Origin of the sequence: Pectobacterium sp. PL64 (assembly GCF_022477975.1) — a bacterium.
Classification (GTDB): Bacteria; Pseudomonadota; Gammaproteobacteria; order Enterobacterales; family Enterobacteriaceae; genus Pectobacterium; species Pectobacterium jejuense.
Genome location: NZ_CP092070.1, coordinates 1,183,932 through 1,201,028 on the forward strand (window position 1 = coordinate 1,183,932; position 17,097 = coordinate 1,201,028).

At 49.7% G+C, this 17,097-nt stretch carries 11 protein-coding genes; 5 read left to right on the forward strand and 6 right to left on the reverse strand.

Annotated elements, in window-relative coordinates; all coding sequences use genetic code 11:
* Positions 1-630: a response regulator transcription factor gene (locus HP572_RS05015; RefSeq protein ID WP_010285873.1), complete on the reverse strand. Its 630-nt coding sequence runs from the start codon at positions 628-630 to the stop codon at positions 1-3.
* Positions 631-1,015: 385 nt separating this feature from the next.
* On the opposite strand from HP572_RS05015, the gene HP572_RS05020 reads away from it, so the two are divergent.
* Both HP572_RS05020 and HP572_RS05025 read left to right on the forward strand, forming a co-directional pair.
* Positions 1,016-1,831, forward strand: coding sequence for a MetQ/NlpA family lipoprotein (locus tag HP572_RS05020; RefSeq protein ID WP_305852617.1), 816 nt, complete (start codon positions 1,016-1,018; stop codon positions 1,829-1,831).
* A 224-nt stretch (positions 1,832-2,055) separates the two neighbouring features.
* Positions 2,056-3,000, forward strand: a complete 945-nt coding sequence (locus HP572_RS05025) for a polysaccharide lyase (protein ID WP_240584938.1) — start codon at positions 2,056-2,058, stop codon at positions 2,998-3,000.
* A gap of 166 nt (positions 3,001-3,166) precedes the next feature.
* Here the strand turns inward: HP572_RS05025 and HP572_RS05030 are convergent, their stop codons facing one another.
* A complete protein-coding gene (locus HP572_RS05030; RefSeq protein WP_240584939.1) occupies positions 3,167-3,883 on the reverse strand; it encodes an aspartate/glutamate racemase family protein in 717 nt (238 codons plus the stop codon).
* A 221-nt stretch (positions 3,884-4,104) separates the two neighbouring features.
* Here HP572_RS05030 and hypT point away from each other — a divergent pair, with 221 nt between their 5' ends.
* Positions 4,105-5,004 (forward strand): hypochlorite stress DNA-binding transcriptional regulator HypT, encoded by a 900-nt coding sequence (hypT, locus tag HP572_RS05035; protein ID WP_240584940.1) that lies wholly within the window; start codon positions 4,105-4,107, stop codon positions 5,002-5,004.
* Positions 5,005-5,091: 87 nt separating this feature from the next.
* On the opposite strand, the gene HP572_RS05040 is transcribed toward hypT, so the two are convergent.
* From HP572_RS05040 to fdhF, 4 genes are all read right to left on the reverse strand, one after another.
* The gene (locus HP572_RS05040; RefSeq protein WP_205551258.1) at positions 5,092-6,402 is read right to left on the reverse strand and encodes a dicarboxylate/amino acid:cation symporter; all 1,311 of its coding nucleotides are present in this window, start codon (positions 6,400-6,402) and stop codon (positions 5,092-5,094) included.
* 662 nt (positions 6,403-7,064) lie between these two features.
* On the reverse strand, positions 7,065-7,958 hold the full coding sequence (locus HP572_RS05045; protein ID WP_240584941.1) for a GntR family transcriptional regulator: 894 nt from the start codon (positions 7,956-7,958) through the stop codon (positions 7,065-7,067).
* A 108-nt stretch (positions 7,959-8,066) separates the two neighbouring features.
* On the reverse strand, positions 8,067-9,380 hold the full coding sequence (locus HP572_RS05050) for a CitMHS family transporter (protein ID WP_205551254.1): 1,314 nt from the start codon (positions 9,378-9,380) through the stop codon (positions 8,067-8,069).
* Positions 9,381-10,195: 815 nt separating this feature from the next.
* Positions 10,196-12,346, reverse strand: a complete 2,151-nt coding sequence (fdhF, locus tag HP572_RS05055; RefSeq protein ID WP_240584942.1) for a formate dehydrogenase subunit alpha — start codon at positions 12,344-12,346, stop codon at positions 10,196-10,198.
* 531 nt (positions 12,347-12,877) lie between these two features.
* On the opposite strand from fdhF, the gene HP572_RS05060 reads away from it, so the two are divergent.
* Both HP572_RS05060 and HP572_RS05065 read left to right on the forward strand, forming a co-directional pair.
* Entirely contained in the window at positions 12,878-14,557 is a 1,680-nt protein-coding gene (locus HP572_RS05060) for a methyl-accepting chemotaxis protein (protein ID WP_240584943.1), read from the forward strand.
* A gap of 543 nt (positions 14,558-15,100) precedes the next feature.
* Positions 15,101-17,005, forward strand: a complete 1,905-nt coding sequence (locus tag HP572_RS05065) for an FTR1 family protein (protein WP_240584944.1) — start codon at positions 15,101-15,103, stop codon at positions 17,003-17,005.
* Positions 17,006-17,097 lie beyond the last annotated feature (92 nt).

Genomic DNA, 17,097 nt, shown 5'->3' on the forward strand with positions numbered 1-17,097 from the left:
TTATTTCCCAGCCAGTAGTTGGTGTTGCAGTGCAAAGTGCACCAGCTCTACCGTGGATTCGCACTGTAATTTACTGAGAATATTGGCGCGGTGAACGTGAACGGTCTTATGGCTGAGCTCGAGCTGTTCAGCGATGCTTTTCACACTAATCCCGTTGATCAGCAGGCTGAATATTTCCCGCTCGCGCGGGGTTAGCGCCAGCAGCTCTTTCGGTGGCTGCTGCTGATGGCGAATGGCGTGTAGTGCATCGGCACACAGGTAAAGGCCACCGCTGCTGACCACGCGAACCGCCTGCACTAACTCTTCCGGGCCACAGCGCTTCGTGAGATAGCCGCCTGCACCTGCATCCAGCGCGCTTTGTACAAATGCGGTGGTGTCATAGATGCTTAGAATAATGGCGCGAAAATTGGGGCGCTGCTGACGCAGGCGTGTTAATAGCGACAGGCCGCTTTCATCCGGCATGGCAATATCAATCACGGCAACGTCAATCGGCTGTTTGAGTAGATGGGGCCACGCCTGCGCCGCCGAAGCATATTGTCCAACAACCTGAATGTCATTTTCTAATGTCAGAAGCTGTGCAAAGCCAGACCGTACAACGATGTGATCGTCAACCAAAGCCACATTAATCATGGTTTCGCCGTGTGAATTCAAGGTCATCAAAACGTCATAATGCGGGGGAATCAAGAGGCGAGCAATAGCAGATAGGTAAAATGGAATCGGCTTAACAGATATATCCGTCATACTTCAAGCTGCTTGTTCGTTGGCTGCCCTTACTCACCCCAGTCACTTACTTGAGTAAGCTCCTGGGGATTCGTGCGGTTGCCGCCTTCACGCAACTCGAATTATTTAGGATATATATCACTCTTCATTGACCGAATGATGAAAAGCATATTGATAGAACGCGGAGTTATTTGACTCGGTTAATCGAGAGACATACTGTTTTTCTCTTTAACTCCATGTAGTTATAAAACAGTGTAGCTACAAATCAATGTAGTTACGATGTCAGGGAATCGGAATGATGAAGAAATGGCGTATAGCGCTGGTGGCGGGAATGGTCACGGCGGCGATGGCGTTGACCGCATGCGATAGCGCAAGCAATTCTGCCAACCACATTAAAGTCGGCGTGATTAACGGTGCGGAACAGGACGTCGCCGACGTCGCGAAGAAAGTGGCAAAAGAGAAATATGGCCTAGATGTCGAGCTGGTGGGTTTCAGCGGTTCGCTATTGCCGAACGAGGCGACGGATAAAAGTGATTTGGACGCGAACGTCTTTCAACATCGTCCTTTTCTGGAACAGCAAAACCGCGAACACGGTTATAAGCTGGTGGCGGTAGGAAATACCTTCGTTTTCCCGATGGCGGGTTATTCGAAGAAGATTAAAAATATCAACGATCTGAAAGCTGGCGACACTATCGCGATACCTTTCGATCCTACAAATCTGGGACGCGCGCTGTTATTACTGGAGAAAACTGGATTAATTACGCTGAAGCCTGATACAGGCTTATTGCCGACGGTGCTGGATATTACAACCAACACGCACAACCTGCGTATTATGGAAGTGGAAGGGGCACAGTTGCCACGTTTATTAGACGACCCGAAAGTGACGGTGGCGATCATTAGCACGACCTATATTCAGCAAACAGGCTTAACGCCAACGAAAGACGGTATTTTTATTGAGGATAAAGAGTCACCGTATGTGAATATTATTGTGACTCGTGAAAATAATAAAGAGGCGGAAAACGTCAAAAAATTTATTCAGGCCTATCAGTCTGATGAAGTTGAACAGGCTGCGAACCGTATTTTTAATGGTGGCGCAGTAAAAGGATGGTAGCGATAATAATTTGAAGGCTACGATGCAGTCACCTTTATTAATAAGGTGGCTGCAAATTAATTAAATAAGAAACTATTCGCAAGGTTCTTTTTTTATTAAACTCGATTAATAAGCGTAATGAATTCTCCTATATACACTCTGTAATTGTCGAAGGCGTGTTATTTATTTTGTTAATTAACACCTCAAATGACATTACTATTCACTCATTGTAAAAAGGAAAATTTATGGCTTATCCAACAACGAATCTTACTGGGATTATTGGCTTTGCAAAAGCAGCAAATGTCACCGGAGGAACAGGCGGTAAAGTTGTTACGGTAAATTCTCTGGCCGATTTTAAATCAGCCGTGAGCGGTTCCACAAAAACGATTGTGGTGCTGGGCGCATCGCTGAAAGCATCTGCACTAACCAAGGTGGTATTTGGCAGCAATAAAACCATCGTCGGTTCTTTCGGTGGCGCTAATGTACTGACCAATATCCACCTGCGTGCTGATAGCAATTCATCCAACGTCATTTTCCAGAATCTGGTTTTTAAACATGATGTTGGCATCAAAGATAATGATGATATCCAGCTGTATTTGAACTACGGTAAGGGGTATTGGGTGGATCACTGTTCATGGCCAGGGCATACGTGGAGTGATAACGACGGTAGCCTCGATAAACTGATTTATATCGGTGAGAAGGCGGATTACATCACGATCAGTAACTGCTTATTCTCAAACCATAAATATGGTTGTATCTTCGGCCATCCGGCAGATGATAATAACAGTGCTTACAATGGCTATCCGCGTTTGACTATTTGCCATAACTATTACGAAAATATTCAGGTTCGTGCACCCGGCCTGATGCGTTATGGTTATTTCCACGTCTTCAACAACTACGTCAATAAATTCAACCTGGCCTTTACGGTTGCGCAGAATGCCAATGTACTTTCTGAGCGTAACGTATTCGGTACCGGTGCGGAAAAGAAAGGGATGGTTGACGATAAAGGCAATGGTTCAACCTTTACGGATAATGGCAGTTCACCGGCTGCCGTTGCGAGTAAATCGCCTGCGGCTAAATGGACGGCGTCATCTAACTATTCATACAGTCTGATGACCACGTCAGCGGCGAAATCCTGGGTGGTTTCTAATTCCGGCGCGCAAAATAGTGCGCTGAAATTCCCGTCGTAATAGTTGAACGTATAGTGAATTACGTTCCTGTGTTCACAGTATTTTATTGTGAAGTGAAATGCATTAAATACTGAGTCTATCGCACTATGCCACTCGGCGAATTCATTTATGCCGAGTGGCATAGTTATTTTTTTATTCAACGAAATATAATAGACTCGTTAAGAAATTAAGCAGCGATATCATTTCTCGGACTGTGAGTGAAATACCACTCGACCGTTTTCTTAATTAACTCTTCCGTTGCATCAACATAGTGTTGCGGCGACGTTCTGACTTCCTGCTCCAGAATCAGAGGAAGCTCGGTACAACCCAGAATAATTTTCTCAACGCCAGCCTGCAACAGGCGATCTTTTACTGGTGACAGCATGCTATAGGCGCCGGCGATATCACCGGATTTATAAGCGTAGATGCTTTCCATTACCTGGTGTTGGTCTGCATCATCTGGCGTGTAGCACTCAATATTATCGGTAATCAGGTTGTCCTGATAAATTCTCGCTTTGACCGTCGCCGTCGTCGCCAACAGGCCGACGCGTGTAGTGTTGGCATGTTTAATCGCCTGACAGGTCACATCAATAATGCTGATCATTTCTGCACGACACTGCTTTTTTAAGTCATTAAACCAATAGTGCGCGGTATTGCACGGGATAATGATGCATTCAGCGCCCGCGTTTTCGAGAATTTTCATATATTGCAGCATTTTATCCAGCGGCGATGCGCTGTGCTGGAGAATGCATTTCGTTCTGTCAGGGATATCAGGAATAGAAACCGCAATCATCGGAATATGGTCTTGATCCCGATACGCTGGCGTGTTTTTGATCAGTTTTTGCATCGCATCGACGGTAGCACCCGGCCCCATACCACCAAGAATTCCCACGAGACTGTTCATGCTGTTAACCCTGTAGCATTATGAAATTAAAAGGATAATCGCACACTGGCGGGCAATGTGAATTGCTAAATTCCCATCTGCTATGTATGATTTGCATAACTATTGGCATCCCTATGCTTTTATTGGTTTTAACCGCGTTCGGTGGGAAGCCTCTTTATTGGCGATACGAACGTTGGCATAGAGAGCGAAAACATGACGCTGAGCGTTTTGAGTGAGGGACGATGCTGAATAATATCGAAACCAAGTGGCTGTATGATTTTATCGTGCTGGAAGAGCACCGGAGTTTTACGCTGGCGGCCGAGAAGCGGAATATCTCTCAATCTTCATTCAGTCGGCGAATTCAGGCGCTGGAAGCGGCGGTTGGCTTTGATATTTTCGACCGCAGCGCGTTGCCGCTACAGTTAACCGAGCAGGGGCGCGTGTTCCACGCCTATATCCGCAATACGCTGGATGACTTGGAGTATCAACTCAATAAGCTGCACGGCGGGGACAATTACAAGAATAAGATCACCATCGCCGCGGCGCATTCGCTGTCGGTATTCATCATGCCTGAGCTGTTAAAAGACGTGCCGGATCCGCAGGAAAAAATCTTCTATGTCGAATCGATCGATGTGGATGAAGCGGTACTGAATCTCAAAGAAGGGCGCAGTGACTTCATTTTCTCATTCTACAATGAGGATCTGATGGGGGAGCCCTTCATGCACGAGAAGATACTGGAATCACGGCTTTATCCGGTCTGTGCGTGTGATAGCACAGGGAAGCCGCTGTTTGATGTCAGCGCCTCATCGGTGCCGCTACTCAACTATACCGAGACGAGCTACATGGGGCGTCAGGTCAGCCGCTACTTATCCAGCGTCGACAGCGATAAGTTTACGGTCAATTTCGTTTCTTCCATGAGCGACTTGCTCAAACGTATGACGAAGAAAGGTTATGGTATCGCCTGGCTGCCGGACTATTCCATTCAGGAAGAGCTGAAAAACAAAGAGCTGACGATCCTGAGCATGGAAAATGCCGTGATCCGCATGGGCGTTTATCTCTATCGTCTCGATGCGCGGTTGAACGTGGCTTCTGAGAAATTCTGGCGCTACATGAAAGGGCTGTCATCAGCATCTGGACTCTAAACGTCGTCACTGCGTTGGCAGTGCAACGAGAGATAAAAAAATAGCGGCCCGAAGGCCGCTATAGATGAACGATTCACTCACTCAGCATTAGCTATTTTGCGTAGCCTGCTGAGGTTCCTTGTAGGCGACGACTTCGTCGGTAACCTCTTCATTCTCATCATCATCGTGGATGTCTTTTTCCAGACTGGCCACAACAGCGGTAGAGATACTGTTACCGATGACGTTAGTTGCAGTACGGCCCATATCCAGGAACTGGTCGATACCGATAATCAGCAGGATACCGGCTTCCGGCAGGCTGAACATCGGCAGCGTTGCGGCAACCACTACGATAGAAGCACGCGCTACGCCCGCCATTCCTTTACTGGTAATCATCAGCGTCAGCAGAATCAGGATTTGCTCAGTAACACTCAGGTCGATGTTGTAAGCCTGTGCGATAAACAGAATCGCAAAGGACTGGTACATCATAGAACCGTCGAGGTTGAACGAGTAACCGAGCGGCAGCACAAAGCTGGTGACTTTTTTCGGCACGCCGAATTTGGTCAGTGCTTCCATGGTTTTCGGGTAGGCAGATTCACTGCTCGCCGTGGCGAAAGCCAGCATGGTAGGTTCACGAATCAGCTTCGCTAGTCTAACGATGCCTTTGCCCAGGAACAGGTAGCCAACCAGGAACAGAACGCCCCACAGTACGCCCAGACCGAGGTAGAACTCACCGATCAGTTTACCGAAGTCGTAAAGCAGGCCCAGACCTTGTGTGGTAATAGCGGAAGCGATTGCGGCAAAGACAGCAATAGGAGCCAGCGCCATCACGTAGTCGGTCACGCGGAACATCACTTTGGTCAGTTCCTCGATCATGGAAATGATCGTGGTCGCGTGTTTGTTTTTGCCTTTTACATAGGCAAGCGCGGAGCCGAAGAACAGAGAGAACACCAGAATTTGCAGGATCTCATTGTTCGCCATCGCTTCGACGATACTTTTCGGGAAGATATGGCTGATGAAGCTCTTAAGCGTAAAGCTGTCGGTGTTCAGACCTGTCGCAACATGCTGTGCGGGGATTTCGAGATTCATGCCTCCGCCAGGTTGGAACAGGTTGGCGAAGACCATACCGATGAGCAGGGAAATGAACGAGGCGCTGACAAACCAGATCATCGCTTTCATACCGATACGGCCAACGGCAGAAGAGTTTCCTCCCATGCTTGCCAAGCCGGAAACCAGCGTAGCGAAGACCAGTGGCGCGATGATCATTTTGATCAGACGCAGGAAGATATCGGTAACCATGTTGAAATAAGATGCAACTTCTTTTGCTCGACTGCCGTCAAGATATTGATGGCAAGCCCAGCCGATTAATATTCCCAGGACGATAGCCAAGACTATCTGTACAAGTAACTTCTGCCTTTGCATATAAACCTCATGTTGATGAATTGATTCAGACAACACAATATTATTGCCGCGTGATGGCTGGTGCTTTCCCTGAATACACCAATCCCTCACCCGAACCTGTTATTGGGGTGTTGTGTCTGCCCGCCGATATTACAACGATTCTTGCTTTTTACATTTTTTTTCTGCGGATTGTTATGTAATTGTGATCTTTGTCATGCGAAAAATGCATGTCCTTGTCGCTTGTAATGATAAATGGGGATGTGGTACGCAGATCGCGCAAATCGTGATATTTTTATTAATTCATTATTAAACAATGGCTTGCGTTGGTTTTTTTGCAGGTAAAATCAGATGAGTCAAAGTGTTGAAGTAGTGTTGCTAATGATATGTGGCGATACATCAATAAAACAGATGGTGAATTACTTAAAGATTAAGTAAAAATAAAAGAACAATTAACGAAAACTTTATATACATGATATTTTATAAAAAAATTAATTTTTTAATTATTTAAATCGTGACTTTGTTTTTGTGTTCTTGGCTTCATTCTTTTGTTATGAAGTTTGAGTTTAATTATTGTTCTATGTGTTTCTATTTGTAACTGAGCGGGCATTTAGAGTGTTTAAAATGGTGTTTTTTATTTTTTAAACATATGTTACTGATGATTTGAGACCTCGCTGTTGGTTATTTCACCGAAAAAGATCGATGCTGACTTTATCGTGGCACGCTTTTTCCAGATGCTTTTTCATCCAGTCTGCCGCCGTTTCGATCTCTCCCCGTTGCAGGAAATCCAGAATCGTCAGATGCTCTGCAATCTGTTCCAACCGCTTGGGATTGAAGGCTGGACTCCCTTGTCGATATTCCACCAGACGCCGTAACTGATTGATTCGTTGCAAGCTATGGTGGGCGAAGCGGTTGCCGCTACAGGCAAGCAGCGTTTCATGAAAGTGCGTATTGGCATCGAACATTTCATGCGGTGTGAGCGTCAGGTAACCCCCATTGAGAATGTCTTCCTGCTGCTTACGGCAGGCGTTGAGCGTGTGCTGATCGATACGAAACTGCGGCGACAGCAGACTGAGCGGCTCGACCAGCAAGCGGAACGTAAAACTTTCCTCATAGGCCGTGACGGAATCGATAATCGGCGTGGTTCGCCAGCCCTGACCGGTGCGGAACTCCAGCCAACCTTCCTGTTGAATACGCGTCAGAACGTTACGCAGTACGGAGCGCGACACCTGACATTCTCGCATCAGATCCACTTCTGAAAACTGCTCCGGCAACCGACGGGAGAGGCGCATATCGACAATCTTCCGGTAGAGCGGCTCTTCGCTGCTTGCAGCTAACTCTGTGACCAGATCCCCCAGTTCATGGGCATGGCGATCGAGGTAAAACCCCCGGTTGCGGTGGTAATGCAGCATGCCTTTTTCCGTCAGATACAGCAGCGCGACCTTGACCGGCGTGCGCGAGGCGTTCAATACCTGCGCCAGCGACGATTCGATCAGATGAGCGCCGGGTTGCAACTGCTCGCGGCGAATATAGGCGACAATCTGTCTGACAATCCTTGTCTGTAGGGGAGTTAAAGCCATGGCTATCCTGCTATGTCGTTTAGGGTGTTACGAGGAATCGTTATGTTTTTGTCAGTACGGCTCGCCTGCCAGCAGTGAACGCTCCGGCGAGGCCGGAGCAATCCTGTTTTACTGGTGATAGAACGGAAATGCGCCGAAGACAATACCACCGACCAGCAGCGACAGGCTGACAAAAATCGCCCATTTGATTGCAAAGCGTTGGTGATCGCCGATGTCCACTTTTGCCAGACTGACCAGCAGGTAAAGCGACGGCACTAGCGGGCTGAGAAGGTGGAACGGCTGGCCGACAATCGACGCACGGGCGATCTCCTCTGGGGTAATACCATAGTTGACCGCCGTCTGGGCGATAACCGGTAAGATTCCGAAATAGAACGCGTCGTTGGACATCAAAAAAGTAAACGGCAGGCTAATAAGCGCGGTGAACACCGCAAGATACGGGCCGAAACTTTCTGGTATCACCTGCAACAGGCTCTTCGCCATGGCATCCACCATGCCCGTACCGGATAAAATCCCAGTGAAAATCCCAGCGGCGAAAATAAGTGATGTTACCGCGAGCACGTTAGCAGCGTGTGAGCCGATCCGCGCTTTTTGCTCCTCCAGTTTGGGGTAGTTGAGCATGACGGCGATAGCGAAGCCGACCATAAACAGCACCTGAATAGGCAGAATGCCGATCACCAAAAACACCAGAAGCAGGGTGGTCAGAATAAAGTTAGGCCAGAACATTTTGGGGCGGCGGTTGGCGTCGCTTTCTTCGTCGCTGCCGTTGCCCAGATTGATCGAGGCATTCTGGAAGCTGCTGACATCAATGATCCCCAGCCGTTTGCGCTCCTGTAGACCCAGAAACACGGCCACGCCGACCAGCGTCAGGCTGGCTAAAACAATCGCCGGGAGCATGGGAAGGAAAACATCCAGTGCATCAACGCGCAATGCGGCGGCGGCACGCGCCGTCGGGCCGCCCCAGGGGGAAAGGTTCATCACGCCGCTGGCGATGTTAACCAGACAGGTCAACCCGAGCACGTTCATACCCAACCGCTGATAGAGCGGTAGGAAGGCGGCAATCGCGATCATATAGGTCGTCGTACTGTCGCCGTCCAGCGCGACCATCAAGGTTAATACGGCGGTGCCGACCAACACTTTCAACGGATCGCCTTTAACCAGACGGAGAATGAAGCGCACCAGCGGATCGAACAGCCCGGCATCGATCATGATGCCGAAGTAGAGAATAGAAAACGTCAGCATCACGCCGGTTGGTGCCAGCGTCTTGATGCCGTCCAGCATCATCGCTCCCAGCCCCTGATAGAAACCTGCGGCCAGTGCGAACAGCGTAGGGACAAGAATCAGCGCGATTAGCGCAGACATCCGCTTGGTCATGATCAGGTACATAAAGCAGATGACCATAGAGAAACCGAGAATAGTGAGCACAGTGAATCTCCTGTTTTTTATTATATTCTGAATAACTTACTGCCTTTCTTTCGGCGAATTTGGGGTACAAAAAGCCGTACAGTTTTTTATAACTGCATATCGAAAGGGATGAAATTAGGTTATTTTCCGACGTCAGCGACGTTCAGAAGAATACGAATGAAAGGCGGGGATTAGCTTCCAGGGTCGATACGAATAATAAAGGACAGATAATGAGGGAGCGATAAGGTAACGGTAATCGGTAACATAAACGACCTCTATGCGAGCAATAATAATATTCCTTTTATCCCCGCTAGCGTCCATCTAACCGATTGTTTAGTAATTATTTTAATCGACTTGATAACAGCCGCTACAAGGGGCTCTTTTTGTTAAAAACAAATTAAAGCATTGTAAAATGAAACGCAAATTGCGCTAAATTGGAATAAAAAACAATTGGGCGGAGGGAAGGGCGGTGATAGCCAACATAATTTTAAAAGATAAACAGAGATGTGAAAATTTAAGTTATGTGTAGAAGTTTATTATCGATTAACGGAAATTTATCCGTTTTCATTAATGAAATTTTACAAGATGAGGTGGGGAATAAAGGCATTATCGGCGAGGAAGGTTAAACGGTGTCTAAACCATCTATACTCGTCATACTTCAAGTTGCATGTGCGTTGGCTACGTTCAGTCACCCGAATCACTTACCTGAGTAAGCTCATCGGGATTCCTTCGCTTGCCGCCTTCCTGAAACTCGAATTATTTAGAGTATGTATTTTCCTAAGCCGCCACGGCTTTTACCTGACGGCTTAGGTTCGCGGCGGCTTAGGTTAGGGTGATTAACTGACGTTTTCTGCGGTGCTGCGCAGCCGATCTTTCAACTGGCTGTATTCCTGCTGTACATAATTCTCTGCTGCCTGCTGATCGTCGATGGCTTCCAGCTTCACGGCGCAGTGTTTGTATTCCGGCGTTTTGGATACCGGATCGAGATGATCCAGCGTCAATTCATTGCAGGCGCCGATCCACCACTGGTAGGTCATGTAGACGGCACCTTTATTGATGCGCTCGCTGACGGCAACGCGAGAGATCACCTTGCCGCGTCGTGACGAAATCCAGGCTAGCTGCTGATCGCGGATGCCTAAACGCTCAGCGTCATAGGGGCTAACCTGCACGTAGCCCGGTTCATCCGCCAGCGTTTGTAATGCAGTGCAGTTGCCCGTCATGGAACGGCAGGAGTAATGGCCAACTTCGCGCACGGTGCACAAGACCAGCGGGTAATCCTCATCCACCAGCTCCATCGGTGGTCGCCATTCTGCGGTGAGCAGCAGGCCTTTCCCGCCGGGACGATCGAAGTGATTACCGGCATACAGCCACGGTGTGCCGGGGCTGTCCTCCGTTGGGCACGGCCACGGCACATAGCCCAGTCCTGCCATTTTCTCGTAAGTCGCGCCGTAATATAGCGGGCAGAGTTCTCGCAGCTCGTCCCAGATCTCCTGCGTATTGTTATAGTGCATCGGATAACCGAGCGCCGTTGCCATCAGGCTGATGATTTCCCAGTCGGGTTTGACATCGCCCTGCGGCTCCACGGCTTTATAAAAGCGCTGGAAGCCTCGGTCGGCGGCGGTATAAACCCCTTCGTGTTCGCCCCAGGAGGTCGCGGGTAAAATCACATCGGCAATCGCGGCGGTCTTGGTCATGAAGATGTCCTGGACGATCAGCAACTCCAGCTCGTTGAACGCATCGCGCAGCATCGACAGATCCGGCTCGGTTTGCAGCGGATCTTCGCCCATCACGTAATTGGCTCGGATCTTCCCTTCTTTTATCTTGTGCGGGAGATCGGTCAGCGAGTAGCCAATTTTGTCGGAGAGTTCAGGCACGCCCCAGGCATCGGCAAATTTCGCCAGTACCGCTTTATCCGTGACGTTTTGATAACCGGGGAACATATTGGGCAGCGCCCCCATATCGCAGGCACCCTGTACATTGTTTTGCCCACGCACCGGCCCGACGCCAACGTTTGGTCGCCCCAAATTCCCGGTCAGCAGGGCCAGGCCGGACAGCCCTTTGACTACATCCACGCCTTGACCCCACTGCGTCACGCCCATTCCCCATAGAATGGTGGCGGACGGCGCCGCGGCATAGATCCGCATCGCATCGCGAATCAATTTCGGCGACAGTCCGGTGATGTCAGCGACATACTCCGGCGTGTATTTCGCGACGGTCTTGCTGAATTCCTCGAAGCCTTCGGTGTGGCGGGCGACGTACGCTTTATCGTAGTGGCCTTCGTTAATCAACACGTTAGTAAACGCGTTGACCAATGCCATGTTGGAACCATTTTTCAACGGCAGCCACAGATCGGCGATACGAGCGGTTTCAATATGGCGCGGATCGCACACGATGATTTTTGCTCCGCGCGCTTTGGCCTTCAGAATCCGACGCGCCACGATGGGGTGTGAGTCTGCGGCGTTGTAGCCAAAAATCAGGATGCAGTCGGTTTTTTCGATTTCGCAGATAGAGTTGCTCATTGCGCCATTGCCCAGCGTAACCTGTAGCCCGGCAACCGAAGGGCCGTGGCAGAGTCGGGCGCAGCAGTCGACGTTATTATTCCCGGTGACTGCCCGGGCAAATTTCTGCATCACGTAATTGGTTTCATTACCGGGACCGCGTGACGAGCCGGTATGCATAATCGACTCGGCACCGTACTTCTCTTTAATCGCCTTCAGACGGGAACTGGCGAAGCCGATAGCTTCATCCCAGGATACGGCCTCAAAGGGGGCACCTTTCTGACGTCGAATCAGCGGCTGCTTTAAACGCGGCGTCAGAATTTTCGTGTCGTTAAGAAAATCCCAGCCGTAATAGCCTTTCAGGCACAGTTCACCTTCATTGGTGACGCCGTTTGCCCCTTCCGCACCAACCACTTTGCCGTTCTCTACCAGCAGGTTAATTTTGCAGCCTGACCCGCAATACGGGCAGACGGTAAGCACTTTCTGCATGATTATTCTCCAAAGCCAAGTCTTGGATCGTAAGAACTGCATTTCTGCGGCAGGCTGTTGATGCAGTCATCTAACCTTAGATAATCACCGATAAAGAAAATTAATTTACTGATCGTGGTCATGCTCAGGGCGATGATAAATCGTCCTAACGCGTTGAGTGCTGCGACCTTTTTCCATAGGACATTCGTCTGGAAAATAACCTGACAGCGTATTCATCCTCTTTATCCGTTAATGCCTATACTGTTTTTGACGATATTAACTCTATGTGCCACCGATTGGGCTGGAGTAGTCATGCCTGTCGGCTGTTTAAAACAACGGAAATTGGCATCTCAAGGAAGATAACGCATTCTATTCGTTAATTTTTTAGCTTAGTTTCCCATCTAATGGGGCATGAATCAGGGAATTCCAGAACGTCTGTTAGATCGCGTGGGATAAGGGCGAGAGACAACGGGCGGCACCGTCATGAGTAAAAAGTAAATACTTTTCCGACAGAGCGTGCGGGCGGTATTTGTTAACGTCGCGGAGTGCATTATGGAATTTCTAAGAAATGTCAGCATAAAATTAATGGTGCTGGTCATAGTGGCTTCCCTGTTAGTGGCGTGGGGAGTAGCATCAGGATTCAGTCTTTACTCGCTTTATCAGGTTACGAATTTGCTTGATAAAAGTGAGACTCAGCGAAAAACGTATTCCCATCTGGTCTATGGCGCCGATCAATATTTTCGGGCTGTAACTCGCATGGAAAGAACCATGGATTATTTGCAGCGCAATGAGCCAGAAAACGCCAAACAGACGTTGGAAATGGCACAGAGTGCGATCAAAAACACCAAAGAAGCGCTGGATAAGTTCCAGACAGCGGAGCACGTTGGTGTCGATCAGGCAACGGTTGATGCGGTGAAGAATACCTGGAACACACTGATCTCTTCTTCTATCGATCCGATGAATGCGGCGCTGCAACGCAACGATCCCGAAGCATTCCGACAAATTTTCCGCTCAGTTTATCCTCCTGTCAGCCTGACGTTTGGAGAGAATATCAAGCGATACTCGGACGGTATTACCGCCTCTTCGTTGATTCCAAGTGTGAATGAACACAATGATAAAAACCGCAATGCACTTATTGCAGGGATGTTCATTGGGATCATTGTGCTGATTTTCACCGAGTATTACCTGAGAAACTATTTGGTGATACCGATTGCCGTACTGAAATCGCACCTGTCGCAGCTGACTGCGGGCCGCTTAGGCTGTGAACTGGCGGAATTCGGCAAGAACTGTGCGGGGCGGTTGATTCCCGATATCAAGCGGTTGCAGAAAAGTTTGCGCGATACGGTGACCGTCATCCGGCAAAGTACGACGGAAATCAACAACGGGACGTCGAACATTAAGGATGGCAATGATGATCTTTCCAGCCGTACGGAGCAGCAGGCTGCGGCACTGCAGCAGACGGCTGCGAGTATGGAAGAGATTAGTTCGACGGTGCGTCAAACCACCGATCACGTACATCAGGCACGTAAGCTGGCGCAGGACGCCGCCGACATGGCGAAAAAAGGTGGGGATATCAGCACCAATGTGATGACGACGATGGAAGGGATCAGTGCCAGTTCCCGGCAAATTTCCGATATCACCTCGGTGATTAATAGCATCGCATTCCAGACCAATATTTTGGCGCTGAACGCGGCGGTTGAAGCGGCGCGTGCGGGTGAACAAGGACGAGGGTTTGCCGTGGTGGCGGGTGAGGTTCGAACTCTGGCGCAGCGCAGTGCGCAGGCGGCGAAAGAGATTGAAGCGCTGATTGCGGAATCGGTTTCGCGGGTAGAAACTGGCGCGGGACAGGTGAAACAATCCGGCGAAGCAATGACGTCAATTATCACCGCTATCGCCCATGTGAACGATCTGATTAGCGAAATCGCGGCGGCAACGGACGAACAAACGCGCGGTATTACGCAAATTAGCCAGGCAGTGCATGAAATGGATAGCGTCACGCAGCAAAATGCATTGTTGGTGACCCAATCGGCGGAAGCGGCCGCCCGTCTGGATGAACAATCCAGTGAGCTATCTGCCGTGGTGGATGTGTTCGATTTGGATTCAGATTGCGATCCGACAATGTCTTTTTCCCGTCAGGCGATTGCTGCCCCCGCTCATCGCGCGGTTGGGCAGAGTTCCACGCCGCTACTGTCGGCACAGGGTCGCAACGGTGAAGGATGGGAAAAATTCTGATCCGTAGCGGGCTAAACATGGGACAGACGTTGAACGCAAGATAACCCACGAGGCGGGTTGCGAGCCGGGCGGAAAGGAATCTGCCCGGTTCTGTTGATCGCGGGTTATCGCTTGAACGTCAGGTTGACTTGAATAGCAGTGTCATCGCCTAAAAATAATCGGGGAAGCGCGTTAGCCGTGACGCGTGTAATGCGTTGGATTACTGAGGGAAAATGGCGTTTTTCTCTGTAAATCTGACTGTGTTAATGTAAAGAAATACCATTTTAAGACGGGTGCGTCCAGCGTTTGGATGGCTTGTTTAAAATAGTGGCATATTTATTGCCTTATTTTCTTGGCGGTTTTTTGCCGTTTTTTAGATTAAAAAGCCGTGTTTTTCTGGGGTTATAGAAATAAAACGGAATTTATTGGCATTCAGTTAAATTTGAAATCATTTGTTACATACTAAAGTGGTTGTTGCTCATGTTTTCGTGACGTAAATCAAGACAGATGGCGGCTTCAAAGTGATAATAAGAATAAATATCATTTGTGCTTCATCACTCGCTTATGTCTATCTGGCAAAAAACGCTTCTCGTGTTGTGTTGGCTGTTGAGTTGTTCAGTGGCAGTTGCCGCGACCGATTACGCCTCATTTATTCAAGATATCGAAACCCGGCTGGATAAAACGGCTCAGCTCTATGAGCAGCAAAAGCCGGATGATGCCCGCACCGAAGTTCAGATGGCCTATTTCGAGGTGTTTGAAAACCTTGAAGGCCCCATCCGTATCAACATTTCCGCGCAGAAAAGCTATCAGTTGGAAGCGACCTTCGGTGAAATTCGCCGCATGATTGGCGAAGGAAAACCGCAGGCCGAGGTGCAGGCCAAAATTTCCTGGCTGAAGGGCGAACTGGATGCCGTTTTGCCGGTGCTGTCGGAAGGGCACAAGCTGGTCGCACAGGAGCAGCACGGTGCCTATGACAATGCTGAGATCGCGCCGTACTGGCAGCAGAGTTTTAAAATCATCGATGATCAGCTCGCTCAGGCCGTGACCGAATATCAGGCTGGCGATTACAAAAAAGCCAGCCAGAGCGTGCAGCAGGCGCACTATCAGGGTTTTAAAAACTCTGAAATGGAGATGTCGGTCAGACAGAATCGCTCAGCGCAGCAGGCCGCCTCAATTAATCAACAATTCTCCGCGCTGATTACCCTAGCCAGTCAACCCGATCAACTGACGGATGTCGCCTATCGGGTCACCACGCTGTTGCAGGATATCGAAGATGTCTTGCCGGGATTGCCGACAACGCGAGACAGCCAGCAGGCCACGGCAACACCTGCCGCGAACGCCGATACGGGGGCCGTGCCGGACGCAAACTGGGCGAAAGTTGCCGACGATATCAATCAGGCCATTGCCGCTGCGATCGCGCAGTACCGTCAGGGTCAGGTCAAACCTGCGATCATGGCGGTGCAGGACACCTATTTCGATCTGTTTGAAGCCACCGGAATGGAGAACAAAATTGGTTCTCGCGATGCGGCGTTCAAATCGACGCTGGAAGGCTATTTCACCCGTCTGGTGAGCCTGATGAATGCCAAACAGCCCGCGGAGCAGTTGCAAGGGCAGGCCGATGCGTTGCAGCAGGAACTGGCGAAGGCGGTGACCATGCTGGGCGATGGCGGTGAAACCCACTGGAGCCTGTTGATCTACAGCCTGCTGATTATTGTGCGCGAAGGGCTGGAAGCCTTGCTGATTGTGGCTGCGATTGTGGCCTATCTGGTGAAAAACAATCAGCAGGGCAAGCTGCCGCTGATTCGCCAGTCGGTTTACGTCGCACTGCTGTGTAGCGTGATTACCGCTGTCATTTTCCAACTCGTGTTCACCAATTCCGGTGCCAGCCGTGAGCTGCTGGAAGGCATTACGATGCTGATTGCCGTCGTGATGCTGTTCTTCATGAGCTACTGGCTGTTGTCCAAAGTGGAAGCACGGCATTGGAAGGCCTATCTGGAAGGCAAGCTGTCCCATTCGCTAAGCAGCGGCTCCATGATTGGCCTGTGGCTCACCAGCTTTCTGGCCGTGTACCGCGAAGGCGCGGAGACGGTGCTGTTCTATTACGCGCTGGTCGGTGATGCCAGCAACATGGCGGGGCACCTCTCCATTCTGGCCGGGTTTGCCATCGGCTGTGTGATCCTGCTGATCGCCTACTTCGTGATGCGCTACACCATCGTCAAACTGCCGCTGAAGCCGTTCTTCATGTTTACCGGCTGCTTTATGTACCTGATGGCGTTTGTGTTCGCGGGTAAAGGCGTGCTGGAACTGATCGAAGGCAAGCTGTTTGAACCAACGCTGCTGACCGGCGTGCCGGAAATCAGCGGGTTGGGGATTTATCCTTATGTGGAAACGCTGATTCCACAAGGGGTGCTGGTGGTCGCGGCGTTAATCGCTCTGTGGGTGATGCGGCGCAGGGCGTCTGCCGTCTGATAAAGCAAGCATCCGACGTTAATTTACTACTGAAAGCAATAAGAGCAGCAAATAACCATAACAACCCCAATCGCTTAGCAAATTAAGCGAGG

Bases quoted from the DNA above. Each gene is read 5' to 3' on its own strand.
- HP572_RS05025 (WP_240584938.1), top strand. From the start codon at position 2,056: ATGGCTTATCCAACAACGAATCTTACTGGGATTATTGGCTTTGCAAAA.
- HP572_RS05060 (WP_240584943.1), top strand. From the start codon at position 12,878: ATGGAATTTCTAAGAAATGTCAGCATAAAATTAATGGTGCTGGTCATA.
- HP572_RS05065 (WP_240584944.1), top strand. From the start codon at position 15,101: ATGTCTATCTGGCAAAAAACGCTTCTCGTGTTGTGTTGGCTGTTGAGT.
- HP572_RS05030 (WP_240584939.1), bottom strand. From the start codon at position 3,883: ATGAACAGTCTCGTGGGAATTCTTGGTGGTATGGGGCCGGGTGCTACC.
- hypT (WP_240584940.1), top strand. From the start codon at position 4,105: ATGCTGAATAATATCGAAACCAAGTGGCTGTATGATTTTATCGTGCTG.
- HP572_RS05045 (WP_240584941.1), bottom strand. From the start codon at position 7,958: ATGGCTTTAACTCCCCTACAGACAAGGATTGTCAGACAGATTGTCGCC.
- fdhF (WP_240584942.1), bottom strand. From the start codon at position 12,346: ATGCAGAAAGTGCTTACCGTCTGCCCGTATTGCGGGTCAGGCTGCAAA.
- HP572_RS05020 (WP_305852617.1), top strand. From the start codon at position 1,016: ATGATGAAGAAATGGCGTATAGCGCTGGTGGCGGGAATGGTCACGGCG.
- HP572_RS05040 (WP_205551258.1), bottom strand. From the start codon at position 6,402: ATGCAAAGGCAGAAGTTACTTGTACAGATAGTCTTGGCTATCGTCCTG.
- HP572_RS05015 (WP_010285873.1), bottom strand. From the start codon at position 630: ATGATTAATGTGGCTTTGGTTGACGATCACATCGTTGTACGGTCTGGC.